This is a genomic window from Paenarthrobacter sp. NPDC089714, from assembly GCF_044748905.1.
Taxonomy (GTDB): domain Bacteria; phylum Actinomycetota; class Actinomycetes; order Actinomycetales; family Micrococcaceae; genus Arthrobacter.
In genome coordinates, this window is record NZ_JBIVGX010000001.1 from 621,252 (window position 1) to 637,927 (window position 16,676).

13 protein-coding genes are annotated in these 16,676 nt (G+C 62.3%); 11 read left to right on the forward strand and 2 right to left on the reverse strand.

Annotated elements, in window-relative coordinates; translation table 11 throughout:
• Positions 1-65: 65 nt before the first annotated feature.
• Complete coding sequence (locus ACIPY3_RS02965) at positions 66-314, reverse strand: WhiB family transcriptional regulator (protein WP_003804966.1); 249 nt, start codon at positions 312-314, stop codon at positions 66-68.
• Between the two features lie 242 nt (positions 315-556).
• Between ACIPY3_RS02965 and ACIPY3_RS02970 the strand changes: the two genes are divergently transcribed.
• The gene (locus ACIPY3_RS02970) at positions 557-1,066 is read left to right on the forward strand and encodes a hypothetical protein (protein ID WP_400329893.1); all 510 of its coding nucleotides are present in this window, start codon (positions 557-559) and stop codon (positions 1,064-1,066) included.
• Here the strand turns inward: ACIPY3_RS02970 and ACIPY3_RS02975 are convergent.
• Positions 1,063-5,148 carry an FtsK/SpoIIIE domain-containing protein gene (locus tag ACIPY3_RS02975; protein WP_400329895.1) on the reverse strand — a complete coding sequence of 1,362 codons (4,086 nt, stop codon included), beginning with the start codon at positions 5,146-5,148 and terminating at the stop codon, positions 1,063-1,065. The two genes, ACIPY3_RS02970 and ACIPY3_RS02975, sit on opposite strands and share 4 nt — an antisense overlap.
• A gap of 184 nt (positions 5,149-5,332) precedes the next feature.
• Here ACIPY3_RS02975 and ACIPY3_RS02980 point away from each other — a divergent pair, with 184 nt between their 5' ends.
• The 10 genes from ACIPY3_RS02980 (at position 5,333) to ACIPY3_RS03025 (ending at position 16,618) form a co-directional block, all read left to right on the forward strand.
• Entirely contained in the window at positions 5,333-5,950 is a 618-nt protein-coding gene (locus ACIPY3_RS02980) for an acyltransferase (protein ID WP_400329897.1), read from the forward strand.
• A complete protein-coding gene (locus ACIPY3_RS02985; RefSeq protein WP_400329899.1) occupies positions 5,947-7,038 on the forward strand; it encodes a DegT/DnrJ/EryC1/StrS family aminotransferase in 1,092 nt (363 codons plus the stop codon). The genes ACIPY3_RS02980 and ACIPY3_RS02985 overlap by 4 nt, the downstream gene beginning before the upstream one ends.
• Positions 7,038-8,024: a Gfo/Idh/MocA family oxidoreductase gene (locus tag ACIPY3_RS02990; RefSeq protein ID WP_400329902.1), complete on the forward strand. Its 987-nt coding sequence runs from the start codon at positions 7,038-7,040 to the stop codon at positions 8,022-8,024. Before ACIPY3_RS02985 ends, ACIPY3_RS02990 begins: the two co-directional genes overlap by 1 nt.
• 184 nt (positions 8,025-8,208) lie before the next feature.
• Positions 8,209-9,393, forward strand: coding sequence for a UDP-galactopyranose mutase (gene glf / locus ACIPY3_RS02995; RefSeq protein ID WP_400269810.1), 1,185 nt, complete (start codon positions 8,209-8,211; stop codon positions 9,391-9,393).
• Positions 9,390-11,390, forward strand: a complete 2,001-nt coding sequence (locus ACIPY3_RS03000) for a glycosyltransferase (RefSeq protein WP_400329904.1) — start codon at positions 9,390-9,392, stop codon at positions 11,388-11,390. The genes glf and ACIPY3_RS03000 overlap by 4 nt, the downstream gene beginning before the upstream one ends.
• 2 nt (positions 11,391-11,392) lie before the next feature.
• The gene (locus ACIPY3_RS03005; RefSeq protein ID WP_400329907.1) at positions 11,393-12,250 is read left to right on the forward strand and encodes an ABC transporter permease; all 858 of its coding nucleotides are present in this window, start codon (positions 11,393-11,395) and stop codon (positions 12,248-12,250) included.
• Positions 12,251-12,982, forward strand: coding sequence for an ABC transporter ATP-binding protein (locus ACIPY3_RS03010; RefSeq protein ID WP_397322323.1), 732 nt, complete (start codon positions 12,251-12,253; stop codon positions 12,980-12,982).
• 73 nt (positions 12,983-13,055) lie between these two features.
• A complete protein-coding gene (locus ACIPY3_RS03015) occupies positions 13,056-15,170 on the forward strand; it encodes a DUF6541 family protein (RefSeq protein ID WP_400329909.1) in 2,115 nt (704 codons plus the stop codon).
• A gap of 2 nt (positions 15,171-15,172) precedes the next feature.
• Positions 15,173-15,658 (forward strand): GtrA family protein, encoded by a 486-nt coding sequence (locus ACIPY3_RS03020; RefSeq protein WP_400329911.1) that lies wholly within the window; start codon positions 15,173-15,175, stop codon positions 15,656-15,658.
• Positions 15,659-15,661: 3 nt separating this feature from the next.
• Positions 15,662-16,618 (forward strand): glycosyltransferase family 2 protein, encoded by a 957-nt coding sequence (locus tag ACIPY3_RS03025; RefSeq protein ID WP_397322327.1) that lies wholly within the window; start codon positions 15,662-15,664, stop codon positions 16,616-16,618.
• Positions 16,619-16,676: the final 58 nt, after the last annotated feature.

Below are 16,676 nucleotides of genomic sequence, written 5' to 3' on the forward strand. Positions count from 1 at the left end.
GATGCTTAAGCCGAAAGACCGCGGACCAGATTGGTCCGCGGTCTTTCGCTTTGTGTGTCGCGCGCCTAGGAAGCTCGACGTGCGCGGGCTGCGCGGCGCTTGAGGGCGCGTCGCTCGTCCTCGCTCATGCCGCCCCAGACGCCGGCATCCTGGCCGGACTCAAGGGCCCACTGCAAGCAGGTGTCCACAACGGGGCAGCGGCGGCAAACACTTTTGGCTTCTTCTATCTGGAGAAGTGCAGGTCCCGTGTTTCCGACTGGGAAGAAGAGCTCCGGGTCCTTGTCGAGGCAGGCTGCGCGATTACGCCAATCCATGCTGATCAGTCACTCCATTCGTGTGAGAACTAGGTGAGAGCCTCTTGTGAAAACATTCACGAGAGGCCCCAAAGGAAAGGGGCCCGCACGGGCCCCCTTGGTCATCTGAGTCAAGCGTTTCATGTTAACGCCTTGTAAACAAGGGGTTTTAGTTGGTGAAATGCCCGGAATCCGTGAGCGATGCATCACATCAGCTGCCAGTGCCCTCACTGCTCAATGACTATCTCGGGTAGTGTGCCAGTGTGTCAAGACCTCCCGCCAACCCTGCCCAGCCATCCTCAGGCCACGATGGAAACGACGATTCAACCCGCCCTCCGGCCACGGCGAAATCCGCTGGTCCAGAACAGGACCGGGCCGGCCGGCCGGCAGGCATCGTGGTCATCTCCATAGTCGTGGTGCTTGAGGCACTTGCCCTCCTCGGAGCTGCGGCTTGGTATGCCTTTGAATTGCTGAGCGGTGCGCCCGTCCTTACCTTCTGGGGGGCTGTCTTCACTTTGGGGCTGCTGCTGGCGTTCTCAGCCTGGCTGTTCGCGGTGGGACACTTCCTCTTCCGCGGGTACAGGTGGACAAGGGCAGCTGCGCTGGTTGCGCAGCTGTTCGTCCTGACCATTGGATTCCCGACGATGTCCGGCGGGTTGATCCTTCCTGGCCTGGCCATGATTGTTCCCGCACTTGCCGCGCTGGTGTTCCTGTTCCAGCGTCCAGTGATTTCCTACGCGTCACGGACCGGCGGTTCGCAGGCCGCCATTTAGCACTGCCGGCTCTGGTCGAAGACCGCTTGGAAGGGCAGCAGTTCCTTGCCGCTGATCCGCAGTCCGCGGCCGGGGATGGCCTGGCCATCCACGGGCAATCGGACGCCGAGGATATCGGCGTCCAGGGGAGACCCGGGTGCCAGGACAATCCCCATGCGGCTGGCTTGCACGTCGTCAATAAGGGGTAACTTACGGTGCAAAGCCGGGCTTGTGGTTGCGGTCATGATGATGCCGCGCGTCTTTCCCACGAGGCTGGCCAGTGCTTGGCGTGCCTCCGGGTCCAGGGTGTCCGCGTCGTCAACCAGCAACAGGCACTCTGGATCGCAACTTCCGGACAGGAAACCCATGGCTGCTTTGGCCCAGAACGGTCCGGGTTGTTCTCCTGGCCCGGGGCGGATCCACTGAGCGCGGGGGTTGAGGGCCTGAAGCGTGTTGAGGATGGATGTCTTTCCTGAGCCGGGTGTGCCGAGCACAAGGCTCAGGCCCTGCGGCCTGAGAGGCAGTGCCACCGGAACTGCCTCGTCTCCGCCCAGCCCGATCCAGAGGTTCCGCGGATCAAGGGAAGCAGCGCTGCGAACCCTGAGCTCAAACAGTTCCCGATCGAGCCGGCGTGGAAGGGCCCGGATGCGGAACGGTGGTTCTGATGTGCTGGTCCGTCGTTGAAATGGCTCTGTGGGTCCCGCCGGAGCGTCGCGGAATTGGGCGGTGGAGGGTTCACCATGCGCGATGGTACCGAAGACCACGGCCCTTCCCGGGACCGGCTGTGTCTCCGGGAGCCGGGGCCAATGAAACCGTGATTCGTCTGTTGATGCCGTGGGAAAGAAAGCACGGTTTGGAATGGCGGCAAAGAAGCGTGAGCCGAGCAGTTCGCGCTCGCCACAGACCAACACGGTAACGCCGAGCGCTGTGCCATCCCTGACGATATCGCGGAAAAGGTCTTCCGCCCCGGCCCATTGACTGGCCCTGAAGGCGGCTTGCCACGCGCACCAGCCCGCCACAACAAGGACCAAGGGCGACTGTTGCCTCCTGGAATGCGCGGAACTGCGTCGTTCGGCCATCTCTTGGGACAGCCGCTCCAGGACCCGTACTGCCAACGGCAGTTCGTGGAGGCCGGCGGCAGCGCCAAACTGGCGTGACTCTCCGGCCTGCCCGAGCATGCCAACGGCGTCGAGGATGTAGAGATGGGGACTGCCCGGGTGGGTTTCAAGAGCGGCTGTTACTGCCTGAAAGCTCTGGTGCATGCCGCTGGCTCCACTGCCGATCATGGCCAGATGGCCTTCGGACTGCGGTGCCCACTGAAGGATCTGAACCGTCTGGCCTTCAGGCCTGTCCAACAGGCCGAGATCGACCAGCAGCGCGGAGTCCTGGGGCAACGACGCGTCACCCTGGCTTTCCGGACCACGCGGTGGGGCAAGTGCAGACAAGTCCGTGTCCCAAGGAATGCCGGACGGGAGCGGAACATGTATGGGAGGGCGCGGGGTACCCCCGCCATGAGCTTGCCATGCCGTCCCTATGGCGGACACCACCGTGGCAAGGCCAGTGCGCGCGGCCTGGCCAGGTCCATCAGGACGTGCCGAGGGTAGGTGTCCCGTGTTCAGGGCGTTGCGCGCAGACTTCACCAATGACGCGTCGCCGGCAGTGCCGGGGGAGTCCCCTCCGCTGACATCCAGGCAGGCTGATTGGAATTCCTCCGGGGCTCCGGACGCCCGGACCAGGAAGGCGCGGCCTGGGATACGGACGGGGATGGCCGCTGCGGCCTTGGAGTTGATGATGTCCATGGATTCGCCGTCAGACTGGACGCGAAGTGCGATGCTGGACGTTACGTTTGCGCGGATATCGGCGGTCAAGGCGCCTTGGGGTCTCTGCGTGGCCATGACCAGGTGGATGCCCAACGACCGGCCGATCGTGGCGATGCGCATAAGTTCGCTCAGGGCCGCAGGGGCCTCGTCCACCAGCATCCGGAATTCGTCGACAACGAGCATCAGGTGGGGGATGGGCAAGGCATCCGCGTGCTGCGAGCCCAGGTACCCGGCAAGATCCGCAGCTCCGGCTGCGGACAGGCGTTCCTCGCGGTACCTGATTTCAGCCCGCAGGGAAGTCAACGCCCGCTCCAGCTCATAACTGGCGAGGTCCGTGAAGATGCCGACGCAGTGTGGCAGTGATGTCAATGGCCCCAGTCCTGAGCCGCCCTTGAAGTCGATGAAAACGAAGACGACGTGCTCCGGAGTGTATTTGAGCGCCAATGAGGCTACGAGTGTCCGAAGCAATTCCGACTTGCCGGAGCCCGTAGTACCGGCGATCAACAGATGCGGTCCGTCAACGTGGAAGTCGAACGTCAGGGGACGGTGCGCGTCCCTGCCGAGGATTGCCTCCAGGTTCTTGTTCCGGCTTTCCGATGTCCAGCGCCGGAGCACGCTCCGGGGCCTCGTTGATGCAAGTTCTTCGAGTGAACACTGTGCGGGTATGACCGGGTTTTGCCCGGTGGTTTCCCGCGCTTCCCTGCCCGCGAGATGCCGGCATGCCCGATCGAAAGTGAGTTCCGAAACCAAATCGGGAACGAATGGCAGCGCCGTTCCACCGGCTTTGATTCTGGCTGATACTCCGGAGGCATCGAGTTGGACGACGTTGCCAGGTTCATCGTCCGCCCCGCTGGCATGGATGATGAGCTGCCAGGAGGCAGCTTTCGCCGCAGAGATCAGGGCCTCGTAGTCGTCGAACAGCGGGAAGGGGTCCAGGATGATCAGTTTCCCGGCACGCCTGCCCTCAAACGCGCGGAGGGCGTCCAATGCCGAAGAATTGTCCGAGACAAGAACAAATCCGTCCAGGAACCGGGCGGACAAGGGTAGCCGGTGGGCCTTGCCGAGCAGGATCGCGGGGATGCCCGAGGCCAGGGGAAAGCTGGCCAGCTGCACCACCATGAAGCGGACCAGACCGTCTATGTGGCGGCGTGGTCCAAGGAGGGTCACTGTTGATAGGGACGGATCCAACGTCACGGGAGCGGCTTCAAGTGCGGGCGGACTGAAAGAGGGGTCCTGCGGTACCACCCGGACGTTGGACAGCACCCTTCCCACACCAAGCCGGAGCCAGACGGGGACGTCCCAGGTGCCGAGGCAAGGGTCTGCCACGCCGGTCTCCGGCGCGGAGGAGGATACGGCAAGGGGAACGGGGGTAACTTTCCAGCCGGGGCCTTCTCCCACCTGGCCAGCAGCGATGCTGATCTCTGCCGCGGAGGGCGCGCACCGCCGTCGTCGATCTGCGTCTTCGCGGACGGCCCGCTCCAGGGCTGTCCGGAATTCCTGGTGCCCCTTCCTGCCCGCGATAGCCGGAACCAGCAGACTGGCAGCGGAGATGGCCGTAAAGCCGAGGAACATCCACATGCCGGTTGCCACTGCGAGCCCCACTCCAACAAAGAGGGGGAGCAAGGCGCCGATGGCAGTCGCCCAACGGTTTCGCGGGGGAGTCTTTCGTTTGACATCGAGCGGTTCCTGCACGGATCTGCCGGCTTCGGGCGGTAGGCCCGGGCTGCCCCCGGTGGACGCGTGGATCGAGAATTCCGAGTTGCCGCAGCGCACCTTCGACGATGAAGTTAAAGCGGAGCGGCGGGCACGCCTGCCGTCTACATGTACTAAGCCGGACGTCTCCTTCAGACGGAGCGCCGTTGCAGAAACTTCCAACAGGGCATGATCACGCGACATACCAGGATCCGGGAGCGAGACATCGCACCTTCCCCGGCCGATGGCGTACCGTCCACGCTCCAGGACGAACACGGCACCGGCGTCAGGCCCCGAGTGCGCCATCAGCATCAACGCCGACGCCTGAGCCATATCTGCTTGGGCACCTGTCCCACACTTGCTGACAGCGCCGTCCACCAATACCGAGCCATTCACCAACGGGGGCTTTCCCACTGTCAACGTCGCCACGTCCACTCCCGCAACGGTGATCACGCCGGCGTCGCGCGCCACTGTCAGCAGATTCTGCAGCCGGTCACCCGGGGTGCCGTCGGCGACATCGATGGAAAGCTCCTCGGACTGCGATTGAAACGCCGCTGCAGGGCCGCGAACAAGAGTGCACTCAAGGGGCATCGGCTGTTCCTTTCGATTGCGCCGGGGAGGGAGCGGGACCTTTGCCTTCGACGCTACGCAGGCAATGCCCTTGTATTCCCTCACTGGGAGCGGCTATGTGGACAACTTCGCCGTGTCTTGCCGCGCAAAGCCGGCTTGACGCGGGTGCATGGTGTCTCGGCTAAGATGAAACTCGTTGTCGCGTGTGCTCAATGAGGAAGGACCTTCACCGGTGATAGTGGTTGCAGAGAGCGCCGATGTTTCAGACGAGGCCGTAATTGGTGAGGGATCCAAGATTTGGCACCTCGCACAAGTCCGCGAAAAGGCCGAATTGGGCACCAATTGCATTGTCGGTCGCGGTGCCTATATCGGCACCGGAGTAAAAATGGGAGACAACTGCAAGGTCCAGAATTACGCGCTCGTTTATGAGCCCGCCGAGCTTGAAGCCGGCGTCTTCATTGGTCCGGCCGTGGTCCTGACGAACGATACCTACCCCCGTGCAGTTGGCCCCGACGGGAGCCTGAAGAGTGCCCACGACTGGGAACCTGTGGGGGTGACCATCCGCGAGGGTGCGTCCATCGGCGCCCGCGCTGTCTGCGTGGCACCGGTAACCATCGGCCGGTGGGCCACCGTTGCCGCGGGAGCAGTCGTGGCCAAGGACGTGCCCGACTTTGCCTTGATGGTTGGCGTTCCCGCGAAGCGGCATGGTTGGGTTGGCAAGGCAGGTTTCCCGTTGAAGCGCAGTGGTGAGCACTGGGTATGTCCAGAAACGGGCGCCACATATGTTGAACAGAACGAGACTCTTCGAGAGGTAGAGGCATGAGCCCCGAATTCATTCCCCCCGCCAAGCCCATCATCGGCGACGACGAGGCAAAAGCCGTCACGGCTGTCATGGCCACCGGGCAGCTCGCCCAGGGCACCGAGGTTGCGGCGTTCGAGCAGGAGTTTTCCCAGGTCCTCCTGGATGGCCGGGCAGCAGTTGCCGTCAACTCGGGCACCTCGGGGCTCCACCTTGGCCTGCTTGCTGCCGGAATTGGTCCGGGCGACGAAGTGATCGTTCCCTCCTTTACTTTCGCGGCCACTGCGAACTCCGTCGCTCTCACGGGAGCAACACCCGTTTTCGCGGACGTCGATCCCGATTACTACACGCTTGACCCTGCTTCGGTTGAGTCCAGGATCACTGACCGCACCGCGGCCATCATGCCGGTCCACCTCTATGGACACCCCTTCGATGTCGACGCGATCGGCGCTTTGGCTGCCAAGCACGGCGTCAAGGTTTTCGAGGACGCAGCACAGGCCCACGGTGCGGCTGTCAACGGCCGCAAGGTTGGTACCTTCGGTGACTTCGCCATGTTCAGCCTCTACCCGACGAAGAACATGACCTCCGGCGAGGGTGGCATGGTGAGCACCGGTTTGGCCGACGTCGAACGACGCCTCCGCCTCCTCCGGAACCAGGGCATGGAGCGCCAGTACGAAAACGAACTGGTTGGCTTCAACTGCCGCATGACCAACATCCATGCGGCAATCGGGCGCGTCCAGCTGACCAAGGTGGAAGCCTGGACCAAGACCCGTCAGGAAAACGCAGCCTTCTTCGACGCCAACATCGAAGGCGTTGTGACCCCGAAGGTCGCTGAAGGCTACGAGCACGTGTACCACCAGTACACCATCCGCATTGCTGACGACCGGGACGGCTTCGCCAAGGCGCTGCGCGAGGAGTACCAGGTGGGCTGCGGTGTCTACTACCCGATCCCCAACCACCAGCTCGCCCCGTTCCGGACATCGGACGATCTCCCCGTCACCGAGGAAGCCGCCACCCACGTGCTGTCGATTCCGGTCCACCCCTCGCTGAGCCAGGATGACCTCGAGCGCATCGTCGCGGCGGTCAATGCTGTTGCGAAGGCAGGTAGCTAGTGGCGAACCTTCGCGCGGGGCTCATCGGGCTGGGCATGATGGGCCGCCATCACGCCCGCGTTATTCGGGAGCTCGAAGGCGTTGACCTCGTTGCCGTGGCGGATTCATTTGGTGATCCGCACAATGTTGCCGATGGCCTCACCGTATACAACACGGTGGAGGAGCTCATCGCGCAGGGGATCGACATGGCAGTTGCAGCCGTTCCCACCATTCTGCACGAGGAAGTGGCGCTCCAGTTGGCTGACGCGGGCATCCACTGCCTGGTGGAAAAGCCCATTGCGAACGACTCCGAGTCGGGCCGGCGCATTGCCGAGGCGTTCGAGTCCAAGGGCCTCATTGGCGCAGTGGGTCACATCGAACGCTTCAACCCCTCCCTGCAGAGCCTCCGCGACAGGCTGGGAAACGGAGACCTCGGCGAGGTCTACCAGATCAGCACCCGTCGCCAGGGACCGTTCCCGGCACGCATCGCGGACGTTGGCGTGGTCAAGGATCTTGCCACGCACGATATCGACCTCACCGCCTGGCTTGCCCAGAGCAACTTCGTCAACGTCGTGGCCCACACGACCTCCCGGAGCGGCCGCGAGCACGAGGACATGGTTACCGCCATCGGCCACCTCAAGAGCGGCGTCGTCACCAACCACATCGTGAACTGGTTGTCGCCCATGAAGGAGCGCACCACGGTGGTCCTCGGCGAGCGTGGAGCCTTCATCGCAGACACCATCTCGGCAGACCTCACGTTTGTGGAGAATGGGACCTTCCAGACTGACTGGGATTCCATCGCGGCATTCCGCGGTGTCTCCGAGGGATCGTCCACGCGCTTCGCCTTGGCCAAGCGGGAGCCCCTCAAGATGGAACACGAGGCTTTCCGCGACGCCGTGCTTGGCAAGTCGCTGAATATTGTCACCATGGCCGAAGGACTGGAAACCCTGCGGGTTGCGGAGGCCGTCCTGGACTCGGCAAAGTCGGGTTCCGTCATCGCTCTTTGAGCTGCCAACCCGGCTGAGGGTTGTGGGGGAGGCTGGCTTTTGCCAGCCTCCCTTTGCTGTTCAGGGACCTCCCAGGTCCCTGCCCGGCAGTCCCCCGGATACGGGGAACCCGCGTCTCGTCGGGTAGCCTTGACCAGTAGACGTGGGCACTTCTGTGCCCGCACGCCAATACACAGGAGAGTTTGTGAACGCTGATCTCGTCGTCGTCGGCTCGGGTTTCTTTGGCCTGACCATTGCAGAACGCGCCGCTACCGAGTTGGGGCTGAAGGTCGCGGTGCTTGATCGCCGCCACCATATTGGAGGAAACGCCTACAGCGAGAATGAAGAGAAGACGGGAATCGAGGTCCACCGCTACGGCGCGCACCTCTTCCACACGTCCAACGAACGTGTTTGGGACTACGTGAACAACTTCACCAAGTTCACCAGCTACCAGCACAAGGTGTACACCAGCCATAAGGGCGAGGTGTACCCCATGCCCATCAACCTGGGCACCATCAACCAGTTCTTCCGTTCCGCGATGAGCCCGGCGGAGGCCCGTGCCCTGATCAACGAACAGGCCGGCGAGCTTGCCGGAACGGACCCGCAGAACCTCAACGACAAAGGCATCCAGCTTATTGGGCGACCGCTGTATGAGGCATTCATCAAGCACTACACGGGCAAGCAGTGGCAGACGGATCCCAAGGACCTGCCCGCAGAGATCATCTCCCGGCTCCCCGTCCGCTACAACTACGACAACCGGTACTTCAACGACACCTACGAGGGCCTTCCGGTTGACGGCTACACGGCATGGATCGAGCGGATGGCGGACCACCCGAACATCGAGGTCATCCTGAACACCGATTTCTTCGACGACGGCGAATTTGGCCGCTCCTCCGTCCTGGGCCAGGTTCCGGTCATCTATACGGGACCCGTGGACCGGTACTTCGACTACGCGGAGGGCGATTTGTCCTGGCGGACCATCGACCTTGAAGAAGAAGTTCTTCCCATTGAGGACTTCCAGGGCTGCGCCGTCATGAACTATCCGGACGAAGATGCCTCCTTCACCCGCATCCACGAGTTCCGTCACTTCCACCCCGAGCGGGACTACACGAAGGACGCCACAGTCATCATGCGGGAATTCTCGCGCTTTGCGGAGAAGGGCGACGAACCCTACTACCCCGTGAACACTTCCGATGACCGCAGCAAGCTGCTTGCCTACCGCGACCTGGCACGCGGCGAGAAGTCGGTGCTGTTCGGCGGCCGGCTCGGAACCTACAAATACCTGGACATGCACATGGCCATTGGCTCTGCGCTGTCCATGTTCGACAACAAGATCAAGCCGCACTTCACGGGCGGCGCCAAGCTGGAAAGCGGTGGAGTGGACGCATGACCGCCACGACTAACGAAAGCCAGGAGACTTCCATGACCGTTGCCCAAGCCGAGGCCGGCGACCAGGACCTTCGGATCGTCCAGCGCGTGGTCTTCCCCGCCAACCGGGACCTCGACACCCTGCCTCTGTACGTTGACCCCGACACGAACAAGGTCCGCAAACAGGACGAGAACGGCACAGCGGTCATCCAGGCCGTCGGCATGGCCCGCAAGCTTCACCCGGAAGACATCCTGGACCGTGGCTCCGTTCAGGTCCGGAGGGGCGAGCGACTCTCCTTTGGCTCGTACTTCAATGCTTTCCCGGCCAGCTACTGGCGCAAATGGACCATTGCCACCAAGACGGTCCTGCACATCGAAACCGAAGGCGAAGGCACGGTCATCGTCTATCGCTCCAACGCCAGGGGAGCCTCGCAGCGCGTGGACTCCATCCTGGTGGAGGGCCAGGCGTCCAACGACGTTGAACTGACCCTTGCGCCCTTCGGAGACGGCGGCTGGTACTGGTTCGACCTGATCGCCGGCGGCGACGGAATGACGCTGAAGAATGCCCACTGGGCCGTTCCGTCCGAGGGCCGTCCGCAGGGCAAGGTGACCCTTGGTGTCACCACCTTCAACCGTGCGGACTACTGCCTCGAGACCATCAAGTCGATCGACGCCGACGCCGGACTTCGCCAGATCCTGGCCGAGCTGATCATCGTGGACCAGGGCAACAAGAAAGTCGCCGACGAGGACGGGTTTGATGCCGTAGCAGCCTCCATGGGAGACCAGCTGCGCATCATCAACCAGGGAAACCTCGGCGGTTCCGGCGGTTTCGCCCGGAACATGTACGAGACCCTGGTCACCGACAAGAGCGACTACGTCATGTTGCTCGACGACGACATCGAACTGGAAACCGAGGGCGTACTCCGTGCAGTTGCCTTCGCCGACCTCTGCCGCAAGCCAACGATCGTTGGCGGCCACATGTTCGACATGTACAACAAGTCGGTGCTCCACGCCTACGCCGAAGTCGTCAACTTCTACCGGTTCCTCTGGGGTCCGGTCGAGGGCCTTGGCAACCACGACTTCTCGGCTGAGGGGCTGCGTTCCACGCCGCTCCTGCACCGTCGCTGGGATGCAGACTACAACGGCTGGTGGATGTGTCTGATTCCGAAGGCGGTCATTGAGAAGATCGGCCTTTCGCTGCCCGTCTTCATCAAGTGGGACGATGCTGAGTACTCCCTGCGTGCCCGTGCCGCCGGGTTCCCGACAGTCACCCTTCCCGGTGCAGCCGTTTGGCACGTTTCCTGGGCTGACAAGGACGACTCCGTGGACTGGCAGGCCTACTACCACGAGCGCAACCGCCTCATCGCGACGCTCCTGCATTCCCCGTTCCCCAAGGGCGGACGCATCTTCCGGGAAAGCCTGAACACCGATATCAAGCACCTCGTGTCCATGCAGTATTACCCGGAGCAAGCGCGCATCATGGCCCTCAAGGACGTCCTTGAGGGACCGGGCAAGCTCCACGAGCAGTTGCCCACAACCATGCCCAAGCTCCGGGCCATGCGCGAGGACTTCGTCGACTCACAGGTTAAGACCGATCCGGGAGCGTTCCCGGAGGTGTTCCGGAAGCGTCCCCCGAAGAAGCCCCAGACGTACAAGCAGCCGGGTGCCCTCGGCCTCCTTCCGTGGGCAGTTAAGACTGTCCTGAAGCAGACCATCGCACCGGTCCGCGAATCGGCCGGAACCAACCCCGAAGCCCACGTGGCGCACCAGGACGGCAAATGGTGGAGCCTTGCGCACCTTGACAGTGCCGTCGTGTCGAACGCCGACGGCACGGGTGCTTCCTGGTACCGGCGTGATCCGAAGCTTGTCCGCCGCATGCTTGTGGAAAGCGCCCAACTCCACGCTCAGCTCTTCTCGAACTGGGAGGCCCTGCGCGCAGAGTACCGCGAGGCCTTGCATGAGATCACTTCGATGGATTCATGGCGCGAAACCTTCGACGCTTCGGAGCCCAAACAGTAGCGATGGCCGAGTCGACTGATACATATGCTGTTCCCGGGGTTGGTGCCGGGCTGCTGGATGTCTTCCGGCGCCGGTATCTCCTCAAACTGATCGTCCGCAAGGAACTGCGGGTCCGCTACCGGGGTTCCGTGCTGGGACTGGCCTGGTCCTACGTCAAACCCCTGGTCCAGTACTTGGTCCTGTTCCTGGCCCTGGGCATTGTCCTTCGGGTGGGGGACCAGATCCCCAACTACGCCCTGTACATGTTCTCGGGCGTGATCGTGGTGAATTTCTTCACCGAAGCGTTCTCCAACGCCACGCGTTCCATTGTGTGGAATGCCGCCTTGGTGAAGAAGATCTACCTCCCGCGGGAACTGTTCCCGGTGGCTTCGGTCTGGGTTGCCGCGGTGCACTTCCTGCCGCAGTTGGTGGTCCTGTTGGCGGCAGCGCTGCTCAACGGGTGGCACCCGGACGCCCTCCAGCTTTTCGGAGCGTTGCTCGGCTTCATCATCGTCGCCGTCACGGCCACCGGCCTGGGGCTGCTCGCCGGTGCCATCAACGTGTTTTTCCGTGATGCCGAGAACATCGTGGACATGCTCATGATGGTTGTTACCTGGACGTCCCCGGTCCTTTATGACTGGACCATGATCCGCCGCCTTGCTCCCGATTGGGCGCTGACGATCTACCAGCTGAACCCGGTGACCGTTGCCGTGGAATTGTTCCACTGGGCCTTTTGGTACCCGACCGTCACGAAGCCGGTTGAATTGCCGCCGCATCTCCTCATGACTGGTTTCGCCGGGCTGGGGATGGCCGCTGTGTTCCTTATTATTGGCCAGCTGGTGTTCCGCCGGCTTGAGGGCCACTTTGCGCAGGAGGTCTGAGTGGGCGCCGCAATCATCGTCAAGAACCTGAAGAAGACCTTCAACCTCCGCCATTCACACTCCTTGAAGGAGACGCTGGTTTGGCTGGTCAAGGGTCGCAAGGGCGAGCTGACCAAGAAATTCGACGCCCTGCATGACGTGAGCTTCGAGATCCAGCCGGGCGAGACGGTTGCTTTGCTGGGCTTCAACGGCTCGGGCAAGTCAACGTTGCTGAAGCTGATTTCGGGCGTGATCCTGCCGGACAAGGGGACGGTCCGTACGAAGGGCCGGGTTGCCGGCCTGATCGAAGTTGGCGCCGGGTTCCACCCGGATCTCTCGGGACGCGAGAACGTCTTCCTGAATGCTGCGATCCTTGGGATGACCGAGGAAGAAATCAATGCGAAATTCGACGAGATCGTCGCATTTTCGGAGATCGAGCAGTTCATCGACACGGAAGTGAAGTTCTACTCTTCGGGCATGTTCCTGCGCCTGGCCTTTGCCGTGGCGGTGCACACCCAGCCGGATATCTTCCTTGTGGACGAGATCCTTGCGGTGGGCGACGAACCGTTCCAGCGCAAATGCCTGGCGAAAATCAAGCAATTGTCCGATGAGGGCCGCACCCTTGTGGTGGTCAGCCACGACCTGGACATGATCGCCCGCATTTGTGACAGGGGAGTAGTCCTTTCGTCCGGTACCGTGCAATTCGAAGGTCCAGCAGACCAAGCCGTGGCTTGGTTGAGGGAACGCAACTAGTCCGGCCTCCAACTGCATAAGTCGTCTGTCACCGGATGGCTGGTGGAAGCATCTAAGAAAGGCGACCGTAGGAATGGCTATCGGCCCTCTGCTGTTGTGTGTACTCCTGATCGTTGTGCTGTGGTGGGGTCCCGGCTGGTTGCTCGGGGAGGCACTGGGAGTCCGTCGGACCATCTTGCCGGTGGTTGCACCGTTGTTGGGAATGGGTGCCCTGACGGTCATCGGCGTCATGGGCCATGGGCTGGGCATGAGCTGGCAACTGCTGCCTGTCGCTGGCGTGCTGGTGATTCTGGCCGGAGTTCTTTTGGCCTTGCGCCTGACGCTGCAGCGTCGGTTCCCTGCCAGGTTCGGGTTGCCGGTCCCGGCCGGTCCCGGAATTTTCGGCAAGCACCACATTTCGGGAGCTTGGTGGATCCTGCTTGCCGGCTTGGTGGCCGGCGGGGCTGTGGCGGCAGCGTCCTGGACTGTTGGTACCGAGGGGCTCCTTGGCATCAACCAGGACTGGGACATTCCCTGGCACGCCAACATGATCCGCTTGATCTCGGTCAACCATGAGTGGGATCCGGGCATCGCGGGTAACTTTGCCTACTACGACACGTCCATTGCCGATGCGCCGATCCGCAGCTATCCCATAGCGTTCCATGCTTTGCTGTCCCTGGTATGGCCCCTGACCGGCGTGAGCATCCCTGTTTTCCTGAACGTCTTCGTTTTGGTCATGATGGCGGTCCAGTTGCCGCTGAGCACCATGGCCTTGACCATGGTGGTAACGCGCCGTCCGATTGCCGTTGCCGCTGCGGGAGCCGTGTCCGGTTGGTTTACGGTCTATCCCTACGACCTTCTGTGGCGTGGTCCACTGATACCGTTCTTCGCCGGCATGCTGCTGGTGGGTCCCTTCGCTTTCCTTGCCATCAAGGGGGCGCTGGAGGGCAGGAAGTTCTGGATCCCCGGAATCGCGTTCGGTGCCGTCGGCCTGATTGCCGTCCACCCCTCCCTTGCGTTCGTTGTCCTGCCGTTGCTGGTCTTCTGGTTCCTTTCGGCCGCGATCAGGCGAAGGGGCCGGATCCTTGGCATTACGGTCTACCTGGCAGTTGCCGGAGTGCTCGCCGCCGTGCTTGGCCTGCCGATCATCCAGCAGATGCTCAAGGAGTCCGAACGCGTCTCCAAGATGATGTGGGCGCCGGATACCGACCGCAACGGGGCCATCCAGAACATCATCTTCCTGCACCATGGGTCCATTGCGATGCCGATCCTCACTGTCCTGGTGGCTTTGGGCTGCCTGGCCGTGGTGCTCCGTATCCGCATGTGGTGGTATTTCGGACCGGTCCTGGCGTTCGCTTTCCTTTCGGTTTACACCATGGGCAGTGAGAGTCCCCGGTTCCTTAACCTGACGGCCCCCTTCTACGATGACCAGTGGCGGATCTTCGGTATCCTCGTGATGCTGCTGGTGCCGTTGGCGGGTCTGGGCGTTGCCCAGGCCGCCGAGGCAGTCGAATGGCTGGCAGGCAGGATTCGTGCGCGGCGGTCGTCGCCGTCGGAAGACGGCAGTGACGCACGACGGCGGCCCAGTCGCCTGGTGACGGTGGCTGCGGCGTTCGTCGTGCTGTTGGCCGCGGGAATCGGGGCCACGCCGTACTTCCAGCAGAACGCGGAGCGGATCAACATCAACACCAAAGTGGATGGCGCCACGCTGAGTGCTGCGGAGGTGGATCTCCTCAGCAAGATGGACCAGTACGTCCCGCAGGATGCCACGGTCCTCAACGATTCGTGTGACGGTTCAGTATGGATGTACGCGCTGGGCAACCGCATGCCCATGATCCGGCACTTCGAGGTCCTTCCCACCAACAGGCAGCTGCTGGTCCTGCAGAAACTTCCGGAACTGGCCACTGACGCCCAAGCGCGTACGGCGGCTTCCGAGCTCGGCATCGAGTGGGTTTACATAGCTGACGGACGCATCCGCGCCTGGGATGAACCAAAGCCCGGCCTGACCCAGCCGGATTCCATCCCGTACCTGAAGCTGGTCACGCGCGAAGGCAACGCCGCGCTGTATCAGATCGACTGGTCCCAGTTGCCTGGCGGCAAGGAAGCCTTTGACGCCGATGCCAAGGACAGGGTCCAGCTTGACGGTGTGCCGGGCATCCTCGAAAACCGGAACCCTGACGGCATTGCCCCGCTCGGAAGGATTTGCTGACCATGAAGGCATTCATCGCTAAGTTCCTGGCGTCGAGCCTTTTCAGGTTCCTTTTGATCGGTGGCCTGAGTTTCCTGGTTGACCTGGGACTGCTCGCACTGTGTTTCCAGGTCTTTGGCTGGCCGCTCTGGCTCGCCACGGGCGCCGGATTCTGGGGGAGCTTCTTCTTCAACTACTTCCTTCAGCGGCATTTCGCTTTCGGCGGCGGAGGCACGGCCATTGGCGGCGTGCTCCGTTACTCGGGGCTCCTGGCTTTCAATACCCTGGCAGTCATGGGAATCGTGGAACTCTTCCAGTTCCTTGGCGCGGGCTACGTTGCCGGTAAAGTGGTGGCGACCGCGGTGACCATGGCCTGGAACTACTTCATTTACAAGCACTGGGTCTTCCCGCAGAAGAAGCACGCGAAGGACTCCAGCCACAAGACCGATGGCGCGACAGACACCGACGCGCCACCACCGAACCTCACACCAAAGAGCAGCGAAGGATAAGCGATGTATCGAGGCGTTCGAATTGCCGCGGTAGTACCGGCCTACAAAGAAGAGAACCATATCGCGCAGGTCATCCAGACCATGCCGGAGTTTGTCGATCACATCGTCATCGTCGATGACTGCAGCCCCGACGACACCTCCGGCGCTGCCCGGCGCGCCGACGACGGCAGGGTCACCCTGATCCGTCACGAGGTCAACCAGGGCGTCGGCGGCGCTGTCCTGACCGCGCACAAGGCTGCGATGGAGCTCGGTGCCGACATCAACGTCGTCATGGCCGGCGACGCCCAGATGGACCCGGAGTACCTTCCCCAGTTGCTTGATCCCGTGGTGGACGGCTACGGGTTCGCGAAGGCCAACAGGTTCTTCTCCGGTGAATCCTTCGCAGGCATGCCCGGCTACCGGATCTTCGGCAACATCGTCTTGTCCTTCATGACCAAGCTTGCCTCCGGTTACTGGCACATCTTCGATCCCCAGAACGGCTACACCGCAATCCGGACAGAGGTTCTTCGACGCCTACCGATGAACAAGGTAGCGGCCCGGTACAGCTTCGAGAACGACCTCCTGATCCACTTGAACATCCTGGATGTTCCGATCGTCGACGTTCCGATTCCGGCCGTTTACGGAAACGAAGTCTCCAGCATCAAGCTGCGCAAGGTCATTCCGGAACTGTTGGCCATGTTGTTTGGTGGCTTCTGGCGCCGTGTCTGGTGGAAGTACATGGTGTGGTCCTTCTCCGCCGTGGCCTTGCTGCTGATCGCGGGACTCGTCCTGATCGTCATGGGGCTCGGTGTTGGCGCCTGGGTCCTCGCTGCCAGTGTCGGATCGCCGACTGCAGGGTCGGTGATGCTTGCTGTGGTGCCCTTTGTGCTGGGTGTCCAGATGTTGCTGGTCTCGCTCCAATTGGACATCCAGGCCAGCCCGGACAGGCCAACCATGCATCCCATGAAGGAACGTGCCTGACAACTCACCAATAACGGCCCGGACGCAGTGACTGCGTCCGGGCCGTTTTCTTATGAGC